Source organism: Anaerolineae bacterium, assembly GCA_013178165.1.
Classification (GTDB): domain Bacteria; phylum Chloroflexota; class Anaerolineae; order Aggregatilineales; family Ch27; genus Ch27.
On sequence record JABLXG010000005.1, the window covers coordinates 223,307 to 243,319 of the forward strand.

Below are 20,013 nucleotides of genomic sequence, written 5' to 3' on the forward strand. Positions count from 1 at the left end.
CCTACGACTCCGTCCCGGCAGCATCCGGCGCGCTCTCCCGGCGGACGATCACTTCCGCCGTTGCCTCGTCCAGGCTGTTAAAGCGGCGGTTGCCGGGGTAGATGACCATGTTCGGCCCCACAGCGCACATATCCAGGCAATTGGCTGTGCGCAACAGGAATGGCGGATGAAGCGGATCGGCCTGCGCCAGTAGCGCTTCCAGGTGGTGGTAGATACGCTCCCCACAACCGGCGGCGTTGCAGTTGACGCCGGTGCAGACAATCACGCGCGGAGGCTGGTGGGAGTCAGGCATAGGACCCTCTGCCGATACACTTACTCGATGTCGGCTACTCCAGCAGTAGCAGGGGGAGATGCTCCCAGGCGACGCAGACGACGGCGCAGGTCGGCGGGCAGCAGGCGCTTCCCCCGGTGCCAGACAGACCGACCCAATGCCAGCAGGCGGCGCTGTTGTTGTGCAGCCGGGCTGGCATACCAGCACAGGCTATGATCATAACAGCACTGCGCCTCCCAGAAGAACTTGTATGCTTCGTCTCCGCGCAGGAAATCATAGTACCGCATCCCGGCACGGATAGCCTCCCCAATCATGGCTTCCATTAGAACCTGGCCGGGGCTGTATTCCGCCAGGCTGAAATCCACACCGGAAGCAAAGGCATACACCCGGTCGCGGTAAGCGTAGGCATACTCAATAGCCGCCGGCCGGCCATCAATGCACAGACGGTACAGCCACAGCCAGCCCTGCTCCAGAAGGCGGCGGCTGATGGCCTGATGAAAGGCGACTGTGGTGGCGTCGGCGAAACCACCCGGCTTACCGAGCGCGGCCCATTTGGCCTGGTGCAGCCGGATCATGGTTGACATGGTCGGCTCCAGCTCAGCCGGGTTCTCTACACGTTCCCAGCCCCAGCGACCCGGAAAGGCGCTATCCAGGACATTATGCGTGTGGCGAATGTTCTTGCGCTTGCGCTTGCTGAGGGCGCTGTGGTAAGTCTCCCAATCGCCGGGCAGGGCGATAGCCGGGCAGCACTGCGGTTCCCCCGCTTCCCAAGGGAGGCTACTCTGGCGTAGCAGGGACAATGTCGACGATTGTTCTGGTAAGGCGGAGAGCAGCAATACATCCCAGCGATGCTGTTCGGCCTGCAAACGCTCCAGGAACAACGGTAGCACAAGTGACTCAGCGCCGGATTCGATCAGAAAGTCGAGGTGATCGAATGGCGATGATGCACCGATGAACTGTAACTGCCGCCAGCGCAGCAGTGAGACTGGCCGGTGAACAACCAGCATGAGTGGCGCCAGGCCGATCAATCGCCCATCTTCTGCCCGCGCCTGAAGCAGCCATAGTTCGGCACCCTGGCCATAGAATTTCCACCAGATGGTGACCCAGTCCCAGGTCATGTAGATGCTCTGGGTGGGGCAGCGCTCACTCAGCGCCTCCCACGCTTCACGCAACGCCGCCAGGGCATTGCTGTCATGTGTCAGCGTCACCGTTATCGCCATAACTGGCCCAACTCCCCCAAGATGCTTGCGTCACCCTGCGTAATTCCCAACCATCTTCCCCCCCACGGCAGACACCTCAGCTTTTCGCCCGGTTCCTGGCCCATACTTCCGCCGGGCTAGGCAGGCGCATCCGCCGCTGATACAGCCACCATTCCAATGTCAGCAGCGCCAGCGCCGCCAGCGCCAGCACCGGCCAGAACTCGCGCTGCCCGATCTCCTCACGGGCCGCTTCCGTGACCTCACTGGCGCCAATGCGCAGGCTTTCGGCGGGCCGGATCAGGCCCTCTACCCGGTCAAAGAGGTTCACGGCGAACGGCTCGCGCCGGATCAACTCGCCCCGGGCGTAGGTCTCGACTGTATAGAGGCCAGGCTGTGTCATCCCGGTGTAGATCAGCGCATCCTCGCCTACATGCAGGGTGGTTGTTGCGCCATCCGGATCGGTGATCCGCAGCGTATCGGCCTCGAAAGGCGGATTCAGCGCCAGCGTCTCCCCCACACGCAGGCTTTCCGCCGTACCGGCTGTCCGCGCCGGGGTGTACCACTGCATCAGGTTAGCCAGCAGGATCGGCCAGGCGATCTGCAGCGGCAGGTCGGAGCGATGCAGGTCAAAGGTCAGGATGGCGATCTGGCGTCCGTCGACCGTCCCCGCCAGCAGTAACGGCCCCCCATCAACCGTGATCAGCGGCTCGGCCCAGTCTACGCCGTCCAACACGTTGAAGTCCAGCACACTGACGTTGTCGAAGCTGACGTACCGGGTGCGCGGGTCATCACGGCGAACACGGGGGTTGCCTGTTTCCAGGCTGCGCCCCAGCACGCGAAAGAGCGCCGTGTCGCCCGGCGGGTTGACAATCAGCAGATCGCCGGGCGGCAGGACGCCATCTTCCGGCAGCCAGCCATCCAAGATGTACAGGTCAAACGCCTGGCCGGTCGGCAGCCCGGCTGCCGTCTGCCCCTGAAACGCCGCTACGCCCGGCAGGCTGGCCAGCGCCTGGCGCAGGTACAGGTTGCCGGGCGTCATCAGCAGGACACGTCCCGCCCCCGGCGGCGTGAAGACCGCCCAGGCGCGGTCATCCAGCGCCAGATAATCGGGCACCACAGAACCACTGGCGGGTTGCAGGGTCGCGGTGAGCGTGGAAAAGTTGCCGGACAGATCGGTATAGACGATCTCCTGCACGCTCCCGCCGGAGATGCGGAAACGCTCGGCTCGATCAAGGACGCCATCCAGTTCCAGGCTGAGGATGACCTCAGCGGTCTGTGACCCGAAATTGGTCATCTCGATGAAAACCTGCGGCGGTTCCCCGGCGCGGGCGCGGGGAGCCAGCGCCGTCAGCCCCACGTTTTCCGCACTCTGGCCGATCGGGACGTAACGAAATTCGCCGGGGATGGCCGGCAGATCAGGCGGCAGACCGCCGTCGCTGATCAACACCACGCTAAAGCGTTCCACGCCCGCCGCCCCGCCGGCGGCCAGCGTCAGCGCCGCCAACCAGTCAGCCGGGCCGGAGGATGGCCGGGCGCTCAGGATGGCCTCCCGCAGCAGGTTACGGTCGCCGGTGGCGCTGGCCAGCACTTCTGGCACCGCTGCCACGCGGATCACGGTCATGCTGTCCTGTGCGCTCAGAGTATCTACCAGTGCCAGCGCCTCCTGGCGGGCGGCGGCAAAACGCGACGGCGTGATATCGGTCGCATTCATACTGGCGGAAGCGTCCAGCAACAGGGCGATCCGCCCGGTGGTGATCGTCGGCGTCTCCACAAACGGGCGCATCAGGGCCAGAACGAGCAGAGCCAGTATCAGGAGCTGGAGGAACAGCAGCAGGCTGCGGCGCAGGCGCTGCCAGGGGGCGTTAGCCTCGCGATCCTGCACGATTTGCCGCCACAGGTACGTGCTGCTGACCTCGGCCTCATGGCGGCGCAGACGCAACAGGTACAATAGCACGATGGGAATTGCCAGCGCGCCGAGCAGCGCCGCAAGCGGTGTCAGGAAGGCCATAAACCGCCAGGTCCTCCGGGACTCACGTGTATGGGCAACCGGCCCTCACATTCGCGTTTCATTCGCTCTTCCGGTAACAGGCAGCCGGCCATACCCGCGAGCGATCACAATGTGCCGGCCTGTCCCTAGCGTACCACGCCCAGCCGCCGCAACTGGTAGAGGATGACCTCCTCCCAGGGCACGGATGTTTCCACCGGGACATAGTGCACGCCGCGCGCGGCGCAGTACGCCTGGATGCTCTCCCGCCAGGCCACCAGCCGCCGCCGGTACAGATCGCGCATGCTGTCGTCCACCGAGACATCCTGGCCGGAAGCCGTCTCCACATCCACCAGCCGCAGGTCGCCGGCCAGCGGCGGGTTAACTTCATCCGGGGAGAGGACATGGAGCAGGGCGATCTCATGGCCGCGCCCCAGCAGGGCGGTCAATCCATCGGCGTAGCCGTCGGAGGAGAACAGGTCGCTGATCACGATGCACAGGCCGGGACGCCCGCCGCGCAGGGCATAGGCGCGCAGGCTGACTGAGAGCGCGGTCTCCCCCCCGGTCTGGAATTCTTCCACCATGCCGAGCACTTCCAGGATGCGTCCCCGGCCCCGCCCCGGCCCCCACTGCTGCGGCGCCGGGCCACCCAGCGCCCGCACGCTCAGGCGATCGCCGCTGACCAGAGCGATGTAACCCAACCCGGCCAGCAACCGCCGCGCAAACGTGAACTTGTGGGCGGCGGATGGCGCGCCGGGATCGCGCGGCCAGTCCATACTGGCGGAAGCGTCCAGCAGCAGGTGGACGGCCAGGTCCTCCTCTTCCTCCAGCAGCTTGATGAAAGGGCGTTCCAGGCGGGCGAAGATGTTCCAGTCAACGCGGCGCAGGTCATCGCCGCGCGTGTAGTTGCGGTAGTCGGCGAATTCGATGCTGGTGCCGCGCTTGGTACTGCGTCGCTCGCCTTTGATCGCCCCAGCCCGCACCTGGCTGGCCACCAGAGCAAGCTGCTCCAGCTTGTGCAGGGTCTTTTCGTCAAAGAGCGTGCTTTCCGCCATGAAGCCGCGTTCCTCGCCGGACCGGTGGCCGCGGCCTAGGGCACCCGCACCACAATGACCGAGATATTGTCCAGCCCGCCGTAGGTGTTGGCGGTTAGCACCAGGCGGTCAGCAGCCTCCTGCGGGGTGGTCGCGCCGGTCACAATCGCGGCGATTTCGCTATCCGATACCATGTTCCACAGGCCGTCACTGCACAGTAGCAGCCAGCTGCCCGCCGGCAGGCGCCGGGTATTGATATCCGGCTCCAGGTTATCGCTGAGGCCCAGCATCTTCCACAGCCGGCTGACTTCCGGGTGGTGGGCGGCCTCGTCAGCGGTGATCTGGCCGATTTCCTCCAGGCGCTTGGCGACGGAGTGATCGCGGGTGAGCTGGCTGATCCTGGGCGGTTCGCCGCCTCCGCCGCTGATCAGGTAGGCCCGGCTATCGCCCACGTGCGCGATATGAACCAGGTCGCCGATGACCACCGCTGCAGTTAATGTCGTGCCGCCGCCGGGCACTTCGCTCCGCAGGCGGGCATCGGCGGTCTGGACGGCTTCGGCCAGCACTTCCGCCAGCGGGGGAATCGGCTCCGTGTCCGTCTCAATATGGCGCAGCAACATGGGCAGGAAAATGCGCTGACTGACCAGATCCATCACGATACGGCTGGCCAGCATCGAGGCCTGCTCGCCATCCTCGTGGCCGCCCGCGCCATCAGCCACGATGAAAACGCCGAAATCAGGGTTATTCTGCGTGTTGTTCTGGCTGCTCAAAAAGGCCAGCGTTGAATCCTCGTTGTTGGAGCGCACCATGCCAATGTCGCGACTGTAGCCATAGGAGAGGCGCCGGGGCTGCCCTGGCGCGCCCAGCACATCAGGCAGGCGCTGCGTCGCATGAATGTCGCTGGCGGCGTTGGCGGGCTTTTCAGGCAGGGTGGCGTCAGACTCAGGGTCTGCGCTGGCATTCGCCATCGAGTCCCGATCAGCGGTATCGCGGTTTCTCTCATCCATAGACCAGAACTTCTTTCCTACCCCATCGCCGGCCGGCATGACCGGGGCGAACGGCTGATCAACAGGCCAACGCGAGTCAGGCTTCCTTGGGCACGCTTTCCAGCAACTCGGCGATCACCGTGTCGGGGCGGATTCCCTCCGCCAGACCTTCGAAATTGAGCAGCAGGCGGTGACGCAGGGCTGCCGGGGCCACCGCCCGGATATCCTCATAAGCTACGTTGTAGCGGCCACTGAGCAGAGCGGTGATCTTGCCGCCCAGGATCAGGGCCTGCGCCCCGCGTGGGCTGGCCCCGTAGCGCACGTAGCGGCGTACAATATCCGGCGCCGTTGGGCTTTCGGGGTGCGTGGCGACCACCAGCCGGGCCGCGTAATCGCTCAGGCGGCTATCGATCGGCGTCTGCAGGGCAAGCTGGCCCATGGCGACGATCCGCGCGCCATCGGCGGCTTTGTGCACCACCGGTTCTTCCGCGCCAGTCGTCCGATCGAGGATCGTGACCAGTTCCCCGGCACTGGGGAAAGGCACATCCACTTTGAACAGGAAGCGGTCCAGTTGCGCTTCCGGCAACGGATAAGTGCCTTCCATCTCCAGCGGATTCTGGGTAGCCAGGACAAAGAAGGGCGGCTCCAGCCGGTAAGTGCGGTTGGAGATGGTCACCGACTTCTCCTGCATGGCCTCCAGCAGGGCGGACTGGGTTTTGGGGGTGGCGCGGTTGATCTCGTCAGCCAGGATCAGGTTGGCGAAGATCGGCCCGGCCTGAAAAACGAACTCGCGGCGGCCATCCTCCCGCTCCTGCATGATGTCCGTGCCGGTGATATCGGCGGGCATCAGGTCCGGGGTGAACTGGATGCGGCTGAACTTGAGGTCAAGCACTTCGGCCAGTGTACGGATCAGCATGGTCTTACCCAGGCCGGGCACGCCTTCCAACAGGGCATGGCGACCGGCGATCACGCAGATCAGCACGTGGCGGATCACCTCTTCCTGGCCGACAATCACCCGGCTGACTTCGTTGACGATGCGCTCGGCTGTATCGCGGAACTCGTCCACGCTGAGCGTGGTTGATGAAGATGGGGCTGTCGTCATGCGCATCTCCAGATCGATCGGTCAGGCCGCCTTGAGTGGGTCATGGCCTGATCATACGTCAAACCGGCGAATGCGCCAGAAACCCGGCGCCCTAAAAACGCCATTGCCCGACCATATAGCCATATTGATCGATGGCCGTCGCCCGCAGGGGCGTCTGTCCGGCGGCCAGGATCAACAGGTAACCGCCACCGCCGACAGCAGCCGGAGCGTTGCCACCGCCCGCAAACTCGATGGCGACAGCGGTCGCCGCCGGGCTGCCCGTCAGGCCAAAGGCTACCCGCACTGTCTGGCCGGTCGGATCGGTCAACGCCTCCACAAAGCCGACGCCCCCGGCAAAGGCCCCGCAGCGATTGACCGCCAGTGTCTGCGGGTCAAAAGTCAGAGCCAGGCAGGTGCCCTGCGGACCTTCGTAACGGATCAACCGCAGCGTCCCCCCGGCGCTGGGCTGCTCCAGCAGGATCACCGGCGCGGCAGGCTCCATCGATACGGTGGGCGAAGAAACCTCAGGCGCAGGCAGTGCGACAGTAGGCGGCGATTCCGTGGCGGGCCTCAGGCAGCCGCCCGACAGCAGCGCCAGGGTCAGCGCACCGATCAATCGCCGGGAGCGGGCTGTAACACCATGAAACATCTGAGGCAAACCATTTCCGATCGTGTACGTCCTGCTAGGGTTCCAGTGAAGCAAAGTAATTCCGGACGATATCACGCATACTGAGCGGGATGTAATCGCGCTGGAGGGCCTGACGGGCGGCGTTGGCGTAATCGCTGAAGACGCGGTCATAGCCGATGATCGACTGGCCTTCCGGCTCCTGTACAAAGTCGCCTTCATCGACGACCGTATCGCCCGGCTCGCCGGAACCGCTGAGCTGCACCTGCTGGCCGCCGCCCGCCCCGATGGCTCGCGGGGCGAAGATCGGTTCATATTCGGTCAGGCCGCTACCATCCGGGGCATTGTTCTGGTCGATCGTCTCGCCGCTGGCGGCGAAGCTGCCTTCCTGCTGGCCGCCCGCGCTATCGCCCGCACCGGGGGCGGCGCCGGGGCTATCACCGGCGCTGTCATCAGGCTCGATTCCCTGGATGATACCCTGCTGGCTCTGCTCGCCCGCCTCATCCCCGGCCTGGCCGCCGGGCTGACTGGCCTGTCCTTGCTCGCCGGATTCGGTGCTCTGTCCGTCCTGGCCGGGCTGGATCTGCTGGATACGGGTGGCGGCAGCGCCATCACCGGTCTGATCGCCGGAATCTCCGCCAGGCTGACCCTGGCGTTGCTGGCCGGGTTGCCGGGCTACCTGCTGGGCACCCTGCTCCGCCTGCTGGGCCGCCTGTGAGGCAATCTGGCGGGCAGCGGTCTGGCTTTCGGTGGCCTGCTGCCCTGCCTGCTGCGCCGCTTCCTGTGCCGCCTGCGCGGCGGCTTCCTCAAGCGCCTGCTGCGCCGCGGCGGTGTCCTCGCGCTGCAGGGCTTCCGCCGCTTCGCGGAGGTTCTCGGCCAGTTCGGGGCTGACTTCGCGCAAGGCTTCAGCGGCGGCCTGCAACGCCTCAGCCAGCGGCTGCTGTTCCGCCTGGCCGATGCCGGTCAGTTCCCGGCTGAGCTGTTGCAGGGCTTCGGCGGTGCGGGCCGGATCGGCCTGTTCCAGGGCATGGCTCAGGTCAGCGGCCCGGTCACGGAGGGCATCCGCTGCCTGGCGGTACGCTTCCCGCTGTTCCGGGCTGAGCGTCCGCGATCGTTCGGCCATGGCCCGCATCTCCTCGGCCAGGTCAGACAGGGTGGCAAAGGCTTCTTCCCGCGATAGTTCCTCCTGGGCCAGCCGCTCAGTAGCACGGTCGATCGCCTCCAGCAACGCTTCACGGGTTTCCTGGTCAATGGTGGCGTTTTCCGCTACCTGTTCGCGCAGGGCTTCCAGTTGTTCGACCTGCTGCTGGATGGTGGCCTGCATCAGCTGCTGCTCCGCCAGAGCCTGGCTCTGCGGGTTGGGCAGGGCCAGCAGGAGGGCCAGGAAAGCGATCAGGCCCAGCAACAGACCGACATCGCGGCTCCTGACACGCAGGGGCAGGTAAGCCGCCGGATCGATGCGCTGAGCGCGGGTCAGCGTGTCTTCCAGCAGGTGGGCGGTGATCTCCGGGTTGGGGGAGCGGATGCGCCCGGCGGCGATCTCCAGCGATGTGCTCAGGCGCTCCTTGAGATCGAATGTGTCATCAAAGAAACGGGCCAGGCGCAGGCTATCCTGCTGGCGCAGCCAGATCGCGGCCAGCACCCCCAGCGCCCCCACACCGGCGGCGATAGCAGTCAGCGCCGCGATCTGATCCGGCAGGAGCACCGGGCGCAGACGGGCCACCAGGGCCAGGATGATGCCCGCGCCGACGCCCAGCAGCAGGCCGCGCGGTAGCCACAGCAGGCTCTTCTGGAGCCGCAGGCGGCGGTCCCAGCCGGCCAGCAGGGCCAGCAGTTGCAGGGCGATCTCGCGGATCATGGTGTTTTACCCCCGGTGGTGACGCTTGACGATGATGAGGCAGCGGACAGCGTCACTGTGTCCTGCTTTCATTATGATCCCGGCGGGCCGATTCGACAATGGGAATACGCTTTGCCGCCGCTAGACTTCTTCGATGCGATCCACACGACGCGCGGCGATGACCAGCATCACCGCCGTCACGATCAGGGTGAAGATGACAAACACGATCCACGGGGATACCAGCCTGATCACCGCGCCGTTTTGCAGGGTGACATCAAACACTCCGGCTACCTGGCGGTCGGCCAGCAGCAGTAATGTCCCGTAGAGCGTCCCCAGCGGGTTGGTGGCGACGAAAAAGCCCATGACATAATACAGCGCGGCCTCCACGCTACCGGCCAGCGTCGCACCATAGGCAAGGATCAGGCCGTTGATCATCGGCAACAGAATCAGCATCCCGACCGGCAGGACGAGGACGGTCAGCAGCGCAAACGCGTAGCTGAGCACACTGGCCGAAAGCGTGCGCCGGGTGACCGCCGAGAAAAAGACGCTCACAGAAGCCAGCAATACCGCCGTACTGAACAACACCACAAACGAAAGCGCCAGTTCGGCCCCGCTGACCCCGCCGAACAGAAAGGCGATGCTCTGCAGCGGAATGGCCGCCAGCAGAAGCAGGAGGATGTAGGACAACGTGGCAAACAGCTTGCCGCCAACCAGGGCACGCGCCGGCAACAGCGTTGTCCGCAACAGATCGTAGGTCTGCCGTTCGCGCTCCCCGCTGATGGACCCGGCGGCAAAGGCCGGGGCGATGAAGGTCACCAGGAAGAGTTCCACGCCAACGATGCTGTAGAACAGGACACGCCCGATCTCGCCGCCCTGCCCGGACCCGCTGAAAGCCATCGACTGGACGTAGAGCATATAGATCAGGGTGAGAAAGAGGCTCATCAGGCCCAGGTAGATCGTCAGGACGATGAACGCCCGCGCGCCGCGCATCCGCCCGCGTAGTTCTTTGATCGCCATTGGATTACCAAACAGGCGCTCCCTGAGGGTACGGCGGTTCCTGGAAATCGGGTTTGCAGTCATGGGCACCTCTGGCCGGGGGCTTCAGGTCTCCCCTGCCATCTCCTGGCACAACACAATGCACTGAGGACTCAGGTCACCAGCCCTTTGGTCACGCGCATGAAGAGCGCCTCCAGGCTGCGCTCCTCCTCGCTGAAGCCGACGATGGCGATGCCCGCTGTGCTGAGCTTCTGGCTCATCAGGGCCACGCCTTCGTCTTCCCCGGTGAAGATGATCTTCAGGCGAGGCCGACCTTTTTCGCTGGCTTCGATCTCCACCACGTTTTCCACACCCTCGATGCTGCCGATCAGCCCTTTGGCCCGTTCGCGGTCTTCAACAGTAAGGAAGGTAATTTTGATCTCGCGGTGCGGCATGAGCTGGCGGCGCATCTCCTCCATGCTGCCCTGGGCGACCATCTGCCCCGCCTCGATGATCCCGATGTGCGTGCAGATTTCGCTGACATCCGAGAGGATGTGGGAGGAGAAGAAAACCGTCTTGCCCATGTTGGCCAGTTCCACCAGCAACTCGCGAATCTCGATGCGGGCACGGGGGTCCAGGCCAGAAGCCGGCTCATCCAGGATCAGCACCTGCGGATCATGGGCCAGGGTACGGGCCAGGCACAGGCGCTGTTTCATCCCCCGGCTGAGCTTATCGACCATGTCGTTCTTGCGGTGGGTCAGGTCAACCAGTTCCAGCAGGTCGTCAACCAGGGTGGCCCGTTCGCGTTCGGGGATGTCGTAGCAGGCGGCGAAGAAATCCAGGTATTCCCAGACGCGCATATCGTCGTAGACGCCGAAAAAGTCAGGCATGTAGCCGATTGCCCGGCGCACATTGCGCGGGTCCCTGGTGACTTCGTAGCCGGCGACGTAAGCCTCGCCACTGGTAGGACGCATCAGGGTGGTCAGGATGCGCATGGTGGTGGTCTTGCCCGCCCCATTCGGCCCCACAAAGCCGTAGATCGCGCCCTCCGGCACGATCAGGTTGAGGTTGCTGACCGCCTCCAGCTTGCCGTAACGCTTGACCAGGTTGCGTGTCTCGATGATCGCGTTCATTGGGCTATCCTTTTACCTCGTGTGATCATCCTGATCATACCCGTTTTGCGCCGCCGCTGCCTGACTGCGCCGGGCGCGACTGGCCGCCCCCTACCCTAGAACTGCCCGTACCACGTCACATCGATCTGGGCATAGGTCACGTAGCTATCAAGCTCCTCCGGCAACACCAGCACCTCAACGGCGTTATTCGGGCCGATATATGGCGCGGGATCGTCCAGCCGCGCCCGGACGCCGCCGCCCAGATCGAGCAGGTCCCAGCGCGTCGCCGCCCAGTTCCAGACCAGCACCCGCGCCATCCCGGGGCTGGCCCGGCGGGCCGTGATCTCCAGCCGTTCGACCACCCTGAGCCGCACGGAGGGCAAAGGCGTGAACCGGAAAGCCACCCGATCCTGGCCGCCAATCGTCACATTATACGGGCGCATCCCGCTAACCGAGCTGGCCCTGGCCACCGCCCAGGTGGAAAGCCACGGCGGGACGCTGACCGTCCCCTCCGGGGCTGATACCACCACCGGCAACTCGAAGATGTAAAGCGCCACATCCTGGGGGGTCCATGCTGTGTCTTCCAGGTCTACTGGCAGCGGGGAGACATCCGCCCAGCCAACGACAAAGACACGGTCGCCACGCCCACCGCTGAAATCTTTGTCAAAGGCAATGGCGCTCAGCAGGTTCTGCCGCTGACGAATCCGGCGGTCGTCTTCGGTGATGGGGCGGAAGCTGCGCTGCGGCCAGTATTCCAGGCCCATGATGTCCTGCACGGTGATATCCATGCTTTCGTAGGCCAGGCTGGTATCCTGCCCGCTGACCAGCGTCAGCGGTGCGCTCTGAGAGCCGGTCAGGCGCAGGTCAAAAGCGGCGCTGGACCCCGGCGCCAGTGTCCCCAGGTGTTGTACCCCGCCGTTGACCAGCACTGCCGCGCCGTTCAGGATCAGGCCGGTGGTGTTGGTCACCGTCCCCCGCAGGCGCTGAGCCAGACCATCGGCGTAGACCAGTTCCGCGCTGCCCTGCAGGCGCGGCACGCCATCGACAAAGCCGCTGAGGGCAAACCCGGCGATCAGGCTGGCGTCAATCAGGACATCGCGGGCGGCGAAATGATCGGTCTGCTCGATAGTGATCGCGGCCTGGGTCGGGTTGAAAGGCCCGCCGCCTTCGGCGGGCAGCGGGCGCAGGGTCAGGCCCGGCCCGGCGCTGAGCCGGTACACGCTCCGGCGCGGCGACAGGACGCCAACCAGTCCATCCACGCGGGCGCGGTTGCTCCCCGGCCAGACCTGCACCACGCTGAGGCGGTTGAGCGTGATCTGTGTGCCGCGCAGGCTGAAGCCGGTGGCGTAGGCCAGGACGCTGAAGACCGCGACAATGGCCGGGATGGTCAGCCAGGCCAGCTCGCGCCGGTTGATCAGGCGCAACACCAGGTAATTGAGCGGGCCGATGATGAGGATATAGGTGACCAGCATGCCGACGATCTCCAGCGCGGAGGGCAGGGCGAAGCCCGGCGACTGGCGCACAGCGCGGTCGGCCATAGCCCATTCCTGCAACCCGGCGGCCCAGCTTGGCGATTGCCGCGGGACGAAGATCAGGGCGTCCCATAACGCGGCGCGGCCCGCCCAGCGACGGAATGGCTCCAGGCCGGGATCGGCGGCCAGATAATCCACCAGACCCCCGCCATAAGCGCGGCGGATCAGCAGGGGCGTTTCCCCGACACTGACCAGCACTTCGGCGCCGGGGCGCGGCGCGCCCGTCGTCAGGATGACGCCCGGCTCCCGCAGGTTGTCTCCGGGTCGGCCAGCAAAGCGGGCCAGCGGCGTCAGGTCGTCCACGGAGATCGTGCCCTGGATGTCCACCGGCAGCAGGTCAGCCAGCCCGGCGGTGGTCAGGCGGTAGTTCGGCCCGCCGCCGATGATCAGATGGCCGCCCGCCAGCACCCAGTCAGCAATGGCCCGCTGTTGCTCCACCGAGAGCCGTCCGGTATCGACATCGGTGAAGACCATCACATCCAGCCCCAGCAGCGCACTGGCTACGGGCGGGATGTGGTCCGCCGGCCAGTTCGCCTGGTAGGAAGCGCCACCGCCCAGGGCGACCGCCGTCAGGTCCAGCGAGCCGCCCGGCGAATCAGTCACCACCACTGCCAGAACATCCTGCGGGTTGGTGGGCAGCACCGGCTGGGAAGCCGTTGCCAGGATTTCACCCCTGGCATCAGCCAGTTCGACGGTGATCTGGCGGCTCAGGGCCTGGGCGCTGACGTACAGGAAGACCTGCTTGCGCGACTGGTGCGGCAGATCGATCGGGACGCTGTAGGTGGTGGCATTGAGGCCGGGGTTGTTTTCCGCGCGGACGCGCAATGCACCGCTGACATCCGGGCCGTCATTGGCCACGCTTAACAGCAGCGGCGTCCAGGCATCCGGGCGGAAACGCCCGCCATACCCGGCGTCAAGTTGCAGGTTGACAGTCGGGGCTGGCTGGCGCGGCGGGGCGAAGCCAGCGAGCAACGGCGCAAGCATCGCCACAGCGACCAGGAGCATGACGGTTCGACGCTTCACAACAACTCTCCAGGGAGCAGTCATGGTCGCCTGCTGGCAGACGCCCCGACCACAGGGGAGAGCGCGGCAGGCTGGAGCGATGCCGCCGGGGCATCCCTGCGCAGGCCGGGCAGAACCGCTCCGTATGCAGCGCGATTGTACCACGCGCCGGAAAGCGGCTACAAACATGCCGGGTGGCGCCTCACCTTCCAGCTCCCCTCCACCAGTGGGGCGGGGTTCCGCGGGGTGGCAGTGGCCTACCGGCCCCTGTGACCTGCCGGCGATTCCGGCGTGCCAGGAGGCCGCCGATAGCGTATAATCAGGCGCTGCGCCGCCCTGAGACAACAGGACACGCCCGAAACAATACTATGGCTCCTGAAATTCATGCTATCGCCGTTGACCTGGACGGCACGCTCCTGAACTCCGAGCACCTGCTGACGCCACGCTGTGAAGCCGCCCTGCGGGCAGCGATGGCCCGCGGGGTGCGGGTGATCTTCGCCACCGGCAAAACAGCCACTTCCGGGCTATCCCTGGCCCGTCGGCTGGGTCTGGATACGCCCGGCGTCTACTCGCAGGGGTTGATCCTGGCCGATATCGATGGGACGATCCGCTACCAGCGCGTCCTGGACCCGGAGGCCGCCCGCATCGTCACCACGTACGCGGAGACGCATGGCTACCCGATCGTGGCCTATAGCGGGATGCGCATCCTGGCCGAATCCTACAACATCCAGACCGATTTCATGGTCGCCCACCACGAGCCGCTGCCCGAACTGGTCGGCCCGCTGAGCGCGATCGTCGACCGCGTGCCGATGAACAAGCTGAATATGCACGTCTATGGTGAGGACATGGCTGCTGTGCGGGCCGAACTGACCGCCCGCCTGGCCGGACGGGCAACGCTGGTGCAATCGCTGCCCGTGCAGCTGGAGACTCTGCCGCCCGGTGCATCCAAAGGCGATGGCCTGCGCCGTCTGCTGGCTGATCTGGGCATTGATCCCCGCCATGTGCTGGCCATCGGCGACGGCGAAAACGACCTGGAGATGTTACGCCTGGCCGGGATCGGCGTGGCTATGGCGAATGCACCGCAGTCCGTCCGGGCTGCTGCGGATCATGTGACGGCCAGCAACGACGAGGACGGCGTCGCCCTGGCTATCGAACGCTTTGTGCTGGATGGCACGCCAGCCGCCTGAGCGCAACCAGCGTAGCCCATCCTGCGTGCAAATGCCCTCCGGGCGCCAGTGTCATCCGGCGCCCGGAGGCGTTATGATGGCTGTCTTTATCCCCTGCAGCGGCGGCGTGCCATAGCCGGGCGGGCTTCCTGAGCGCAGCTCTTATCGCTGACCATGCGCCGGCGTGGGCGTGAGGGGCTGTGTGAAGTTGATCTCCCGGTTCTCCGGCGCAAACGTATGGAAGAACTGCGCCCGTGATGGGAGATAGCCCGGCGTTTCCGTCCACACGCTGACCATGATCCGGCTGGGCACCCATACGAATCCCTCATAGTAGCCGCTGGCGTCTGTCGGCCCCAGCACCTGCAGGGCGTCAGAAGTGCCCATCTGAACCAGCACCCGGACTCCTGCCACACCATTGCCTGCAGCGTCGCGCACGTAGCCATAGAGGCGATTCTGATCCTCTCCAGCAGGCGGCGTGATCGTCCCCTGGTACGTGTAGAAGTCATACCTCCAGCGGTTGATGCCGGCTTCAGCCTGCCACTGGTAGGCGGCCGGTTCGAAGACATTTCCCGCGCTCGCTGCCCGCAAGCCGAGCCGGTCGCCGGGCTGCACACCTGCCATCTCAATCCGGTACGAGCCGTCGATCTGGCTCAGGACGGCGGATTGCTCTGCACCGTTGACCGCCAGGAACACGCTGACCCCGCCAAGGCCAGCTGGCCCGGATGCCGGGGAGAGCCGCCAGACATGCCCGCTGATCACTGTCACCGGCTGATCTGGCGTCGGGGTGGCTGTGGGCAGGAGCGGGGTAGCCGTCGGCAGCGGGGGGGAAGTCGGGCGCGGCGGAGCAGTCGGCCGCGGGGGAACAGGGGTAGCAGTCAGGAAGGCGGTGGGTGCGACAGTGGGAGAGGCAGCGGCAGCGGGGGTGTAGACGGCGCTCAGGATATAGGGCAGCAACGAGGTGTGGTTGTACATCGTTCCAGGCCTGAGGTAGTAGCGCTGGCCGGGTGTGAGCGTGCGGGCCAGGGTCACAGGCTGGCCCGCAGCCGAATAAGACGTGTAGGAGATGATTGTTCCATTGTTGTCCAGCAGGGTCAGGCGCACCCGCAGGTCCAGGTCAGGGTTGGTGAGTGTGAAAGTGATCGGCTCGCCCCCCAGCGTAGCCGGGGCCAGAAAGGTGAAGTAATCATGAGGGCCGCTGGCTTTGTCCCAGAAGTAGCCACTGACCGGCCTCAGGTCCCACTCGGTCGCCGTCGCGGGGTTATCGTTTGGCTCGTCCGGATCGGGGATGAAGTTGGCAAAGCTCAGCGTGTAACGCTGATGCTCAGCGCCGGATGCGAACGCCACCGGCAGGATAAGCAGGTAGTACTGCTCGCCAGCCGAAGCATCAAAGGTGAAATAAACGGGCTGCCCTGCGGTTGGCGCGGTGGCACTATCCAGGGCGTGGTGCGTGGTGGGGTGGGTCAGAACCATCCTGAGGCGCAGCCCTGGCCCGACATCCGTCAGAGAGAAGGTGTAGATGCCGGACTGGCTGAAGGTCAGCCACAGCACATCCACATCCATCGAGAATGCCATCTCGCCGGTGAAAGGCCCCTGCATGTCCCAGCTATTGGCTCCCTCATAGTTGCCATTGGGTTCTACTTCGGTGAGGGTAACGCTGTCATCAACTTCGGTCGGGGTAGGCGTCACTGTCGCCGTGGGGGTGGGCGTGGGCGTGGCGGCCAGTACAGGGGTTGGAATCGTCCAGAGGATTTCCAATCGGAACCTGCCAATCCCACCGCTGGCATGCCAGCTATGCACGAAGATGTAGTAGTCGCCGGGGGCAGGATCGCTGAATGAGCAACTGCCTGAATAGCCAGCAGAACCGGTAGCCCAGCATTCGTAATCGTCGCCGATGTAGGGATAGTCTGGCACAGGGATGCTGCCCCGCCGGATGAACGCATCGTACTGGCCGCCATCTTCCGACACCAGCCGCACAAGCATGAAACTCACTTCGTCCAGCACGTTCAGGCGGAACATCATGCCCGGCCCTTGGTCATAGCTGGCGCTGTGATAGCCAGGCCCGGGCAGATTAACGATGTGCAGGTCTGACACGCTGATGGTCGGCGTTGGCGTAGCGGGGGTTCCGCCACCAGTTCCGGTAGTACCCTGGGTGGCCGCAGCAACATCGTACGAGTAGCTGACCCGGTTGTCGCGGAAATCCTTGTCGTGGGGGATGTCCGCCACCACCTGGACGGTGTAGGTTCCCTCCAGCACCCTGTCCTGTGGGCCACGCAGGGCAAACACATACGTATCGCTCTCGCGGCGGGTTTCGCTGATCCAGCAGGTAGAAAGCCAGCTCACGCACTCATGGTTGGTGATCGTCACCGGCCCGTTGCTGGCGTCCCACTCCTGAAGGCTAACCGTGTGCTGGTCGCTGGACAGGTAATGGGTTTTGACCAGTGTGTAACCGGCATACGGCCCCTGGGCGATGGTGATGCTGTCGCCGTCGCTCAGCAGGCGGATGTAGCCATCCGTGCTGAACGACCCGCTGGCATCAGAAAGGTCACTGACCTGGCCGGAAAGATCGTAGAACGCGCCATCCAGGAACTCAACTGAGGTAGAAGCGACGCTTGGCAGGGCGAAATTCGCCAGGATCTGGCAGCGCGCGGACTCAAAGCCGTACTCGTCAATACACACATCAAGCCCACCGCGCGTGATCCAGTTTGGAAAGCTCAAGCTCGGCATGGGGGTCTCGTTGACCAGAAGCGCCTCGCCGCCCTCATAAGCCAGGTAGGTCTTCAGGGAAAACCGGCGGCTGTAGGCGTTGGGCTGTAGCTCCGGGAGCTTGCCCAGATTGGACTCGTTGTCTGCCGTAACTTCCAGGTATCCTGGGCTGCCCTGGTCGAGGATCAGCTTCACATTAGGCGCGTAGCGGGCATCCCGGATGGAGTAGTTTGAGCAGTCACTGCTGCAGAGGCTGGCCTGGGCCGCCAAACCCTGCCAGCACTGCATGGTAGGGGCGCCAGGGGCGCCGACAGCATCGCCAATGATATCCAGCAGGAATAACAGATCGGTCTTCCAGGCGGGGTCCTCGCAGCCAGTCAGCGTGTAGTAAGTATCAAACCAGGCATTATAGGCGTAACGGGCCTGCGTATCGCCCATGCCGGAATGCAGAAAATTGACCTCCGCGACGCAATTGCCCACACAGGCGTTATGGATAGTGCGCGGCTCGGTGCCGCCCTGCGCCGGGACAGAGCGGCTGTTCAGAAGGATGACAAGACTCATGAAAACCAGGATGAAGACGGTACGCGGAAGCGAATGCCTGCCCATCGTTCCTACCTCCTGGATCAAGTTGGGAGGGACCGCTAACCGGGGAGGAATGTAGAGGCGATGTCCAATTCAGGCATACCACTCAGACCGGGGAAGAGTCAAGTCGGGGTGGTGACAGGGTGCCTTCCAGATTGGGTACTTGACATTAGTACACTGGTCTGGCGATGCTGTCTGGCAGGACCAGATGAGCGGGGATCGCCGGGTACTCTCCACCCTATCTTGCCTCCCGGCCTCTTTCTCTGCCTGCGCCCTTCACGCCTCGCCATGCGCCTCCCAGAAAGCCGCCACCTGGCTGACAACCTCGTCGATGGTCAGGGCGGTGGTATCCAGGCGGGGATAGCCGGCCAGATCGCGCACCTTCCACTCCTGGCGCAGCCGTTTCATCGTCCGGGCGCGTTCCGCCGGGCTGTGGAAGCGATCACCCTTGGCAACGTAGAGACGGCGCAGGATTTCGTTGAGAGCGGTCACCAGGACAAGCACCACGCCGATCTCCTCCAGGCGGCGGCGGTTGGTCTCGTTAAGCAGGGTGGTGGCATGGACAACGATGACCGCGCTGCGTTGCAGGGCCAGGTCGCGAACCAGTTCGGTTTCCATACCGGTGACGCGGGCTTCACCATAAAGCTCCCGCACTTCCTGAAGCGGCATCCCGGCGGCGGCTTCCAGTTCCGCTTCCAGGTCACGCAGGGTCGCGCCGAAGTACTCGGCTACCCGGCGGGCGACTTCCGTCTTGCCGATGCCCATCTCGCCAGCCAGGATCAGGTTGCGGTACGGCGTCGGCGGGACATAGCGTCGCGAGGTCAGGGGGGAGGAAGTCGGCCAAGGAGCAGTCATCGGGTTGCCGGGGGGAGCCTGGCCGCTCAGGGCCGGCGGTGCGGCGTCGCGCCATTGCGCCAGCCGGGGTACCAGTCATCAAGCAGGGGGAGCAGTTCCGCCAGGGAATGCACGGCAGCGTCCGGGCGGATATCCGGGGCAGGTGCTGCAGCGGGCGTCACGCGCTGGATGGCGCGCATCCCGGTCTGTTGCGCCCCGGCAACATCCGCAGCGAGGTTATCCCCCACAAAGACGGCTTCGTCCGGCCTCACCCCCAGCCCCTCCAGAGCGTGCTGGAAGATGGCCGGGTGCGGCTTGAGGACGCCGACATCGGCGGCGGAGGCACGCAGGGCGAACAGGTCAGGCGGCAGGCCCAGCGCCGCCAGTTCGCCATCGCGCATCCACATCGGCTGGTAGGCGTTGGTCACGATGCCCAGGTGCAGATGATGCTGGCGCAGCATCTCCAGAACAGCGGGCACTTCCGGGAAGACGCGCACGCCGGGGATAACCGGCGAGCCATAGGCGCGTAGCCAGGGCGTCAGATCGCGCCCTTCGGTGGGGACGCCATGCTGCCGGAAGACCTCCGCCAGCACGCGGCCCAGATGCGGCGCTTCCAGCGTGCGATTGGCTTCCGTCCAGGCAGCCAGGGTCATCTGCGCATACTGATCGGCCAGCACCTCAAAATCGGGCAGGGAGTAGCCCTCAGCGGCAACGAGATCATAGACGGCACGCAGGCGCTGACGGTGAAAAGCTTCCCAGTCGATTTCTTCGCGCTGCGACCAATCGATGAGCGTATCATCCAGGTCAAAGAGTACTGCTTTGATCATCCTGTTTCCTGACGACACAGCGGGGGGCCGGGGGTAACGGCAGGCTCACCGCGACATTGTACCCGATCGGCGGCAGGCCGTACAGAGGCATTAGCGCGAGGGCGGCAGGCCGGAGAATCGCCCGGCCTTCCAGCTGCCCAGGGCAATCGCATCAAAAGTGCTGATAGGGAATAATAGGATGCCTCTAACCAGGAGGCACTATGTCAGACGAAAACCCGATCAGCTTACTCATCAGTTTTCGGGACCTGCCCGATCCCCGAGTG

At 64.8% G+C, this 20,013-nt stretch carries 14 protein-coding genes and 1 pseudogene; 1 reads left to right on the top strand and 14 read right to left on the bottom strand.

Annotation, left to right across the window (positions count from 1 at the left end; translation table 11 throughout):
- Position 1: 1 nt before the first annotated feature.
- The 11 genes from HPY64_06285 to HPY64_06335 all read right to left on the bottom strand — a co-directional run bounded on the left by HPY64_06285 (position 2) and on the right by HPY64_06335 (position 13,659).
- On the bottom strand, positions 2-292 hold the full coding sequence (locus HPY64_06285) for a (2Fe-2S) ferredoxin domain-containing protein (GenBank protein ID NPV66736.1): 291 nt from the start codon (positions 290-292) through the stop codon (positions 2-4).
- Positions 293-312: 20 nt separating this feature from the next.
- Positions 313-1,491 carry a GNAT family N-acetyltransferase gene (locus tag HPY64_06290; protein ID NPV66737.1) on the bottom strand — a complete coding sequence of 393 codons (1,179 nt, stop codon included), beginning with the start codon at positions 1,489-1,491 and terminating at the stop codon, positions 313-315.
- Positions 1,492-1,567: 76 nt separating this feature from the next.
- On the bottom strand, positions 1,568-3,478 hold the full coding sequence (locus tag HPY64_06295; GenBank protein ID NPV66738.1) for a VWA domain-containing protein: 1,911 nt from the start codon (positions 3,476-3,478) through the stop codon (positions 1,568-1,570).
- Between the two features lie 125 nt (positions 3,479-3,603).
- Complete coding sequence (locus HPY64_06300; GenBank protein ID NPV66739.1) at positions 3,604-4,509, bottom strand: DUF58 domain-containing protein; 906 nt, start codon at positions 4,507-4,509, stop codon at positions 3,604-3,606.
- Between the two features lie 35 nt (positions 4,510-4,544).
- On the bottom strand, positions 4,545-5,495 hold the full coding sequence (locus tag HPY64_06305) for a serine/threonine-protein phosphatase (protein ID NPV66740.1): 951 nt from the start codon (positions 5,493-5,495) through the stop codon (positions 4,545-4,547).
- A gap of 76 nt (positions 5,496-5,571) precedes the next feature.
- Positions 5,572-6,576: a MoxR family ATPase gene (locus HPY64_06310; protein ID NPV66741.1), complete on the bottom strand. Its 1,005-nt coding sequence runs from the start codon at positions 6,574-6,576 to the stop codon at positions 5,572-5,574.
- Between the two features lie 91 nt (positions 6,577-6,667).
- The gene (locus HPY64_06315) at positions 6,668-7,204 is read right to left on the bottom strand and encodes a hypothetical protein (GenBank protein NPV66742.1); all 537 of its coding nucleotides are present in this window, start codon (positions 7,202-7,204) and stop codon (positions 6,668-6,670) included.
- A gap of 34 nt (positions 7,205-7,238) precedes the next feature.
- Positions 7,239-9,038 carry a hypothetical protein gene (locus HPY64_06320; GenBank protein NPV66743.1) on the bottom strand — a complete coding sequence of 600 codons (1,800 nt, stop codon included), beginning with the start codon at positions 9,036-9,038 and terminating at the stop codon, positions 7,239-7,241.
- 120 nt (positions 9,039-9,158) lie between these two features.
- On the bottom strand, positions 9,159-10,097 hold the full coding sequence (locus HPY64_06325; GenBank protein ID NPV66744.1) for a hypothetical protein: 939 nt from the start codon (positions 10,095-10,097) through the stop codon (positions 9,159-9,161).
- Between the two features lie 68 nt (positions 10,098-10,165).
- Positions 10,166-11,125, bottom strand: a complete 960-nt coding sequence (locus HPY64_06330; GenBank protein NPV66745.1) for an ABC transporter ATP-binding protein — start codon at positions 11,123-11,125, stop codon at positions 10,166-10,168.
- A gap of 95 nt (positions 11,126-11,220) precedes the next feature.
- Positions 11,221-13,659 (bottom strand): hypothetical protein, encoded by a 2,439-nt coding sequence (locus HPY64_06335; GenBank protein NPV66746.1) that lies wholly within the window; start codon positions 13,657-13,659, stop codon positions 11,221-11,223.
- Positions 13,660-14,006: 347 nt separating this feature from the next.
- Between HPY64_06335 and HPY64_06340 the strand changes: the two genes are divergently transcribed.
- The gene (locus HPY64_06340; protein NPV66747.1) at positions 14,007-14,825 is read left to right on the top strand and encodes an HAD family hydrolase; all 819 of its coding nucleotides are present in this window, start codon (positions 14,007-14,009) and stop codon (positions 14,823-14,825) included.
- A gap of 753 nt (positions 14,826-15,578) precedes the next feature.
- On the opposite strand, the pseudogene HPY64_06345 reads toward HPY64_06340, so the two are convergent.
- The 3 genes and pseudogenes from HPY64_06345 to HPY64_06355 all read right to left on the bottom strand — a co-directional run bounded on the left by HPY64_06345 (position 15,579) and on the right by HPY64_06355 (position 19,750).
- Positions 15,579-15,680, bottom strand: a pseudogene (locus HPY64_06345) (peptidoglycan-binding protein).
- 2,685 nt (positions 15,681-18,365) lie between these two features.
- Positions 18,366-18,944 carry a hypothetical protein gene (locus HPY64_06350; GenBank protein NPV66748.1) on the bottom strand — a complete coding sequence of 193 codons (579 nt, stop codon included), beginning with the start codon at positions 18,942-18,944 and terminating at the stop codon, positions 18,366-18,368.
- A 26-nt stretch (positions 18,945-18,970) separates the two neighbouring features.
- Positions 18,971-19,750, bottom strand: a complete 780-nt coding sequence (locus HPY64_06355) for an HAD family hydrolase (protein ID NPV66749.1) — start codon at positions 19,748-19,750, stop codon at positions 18,971-18,973.
- Between the last annotated feature and the right edge of the window lie 263 nt (positions 19,751-20,013).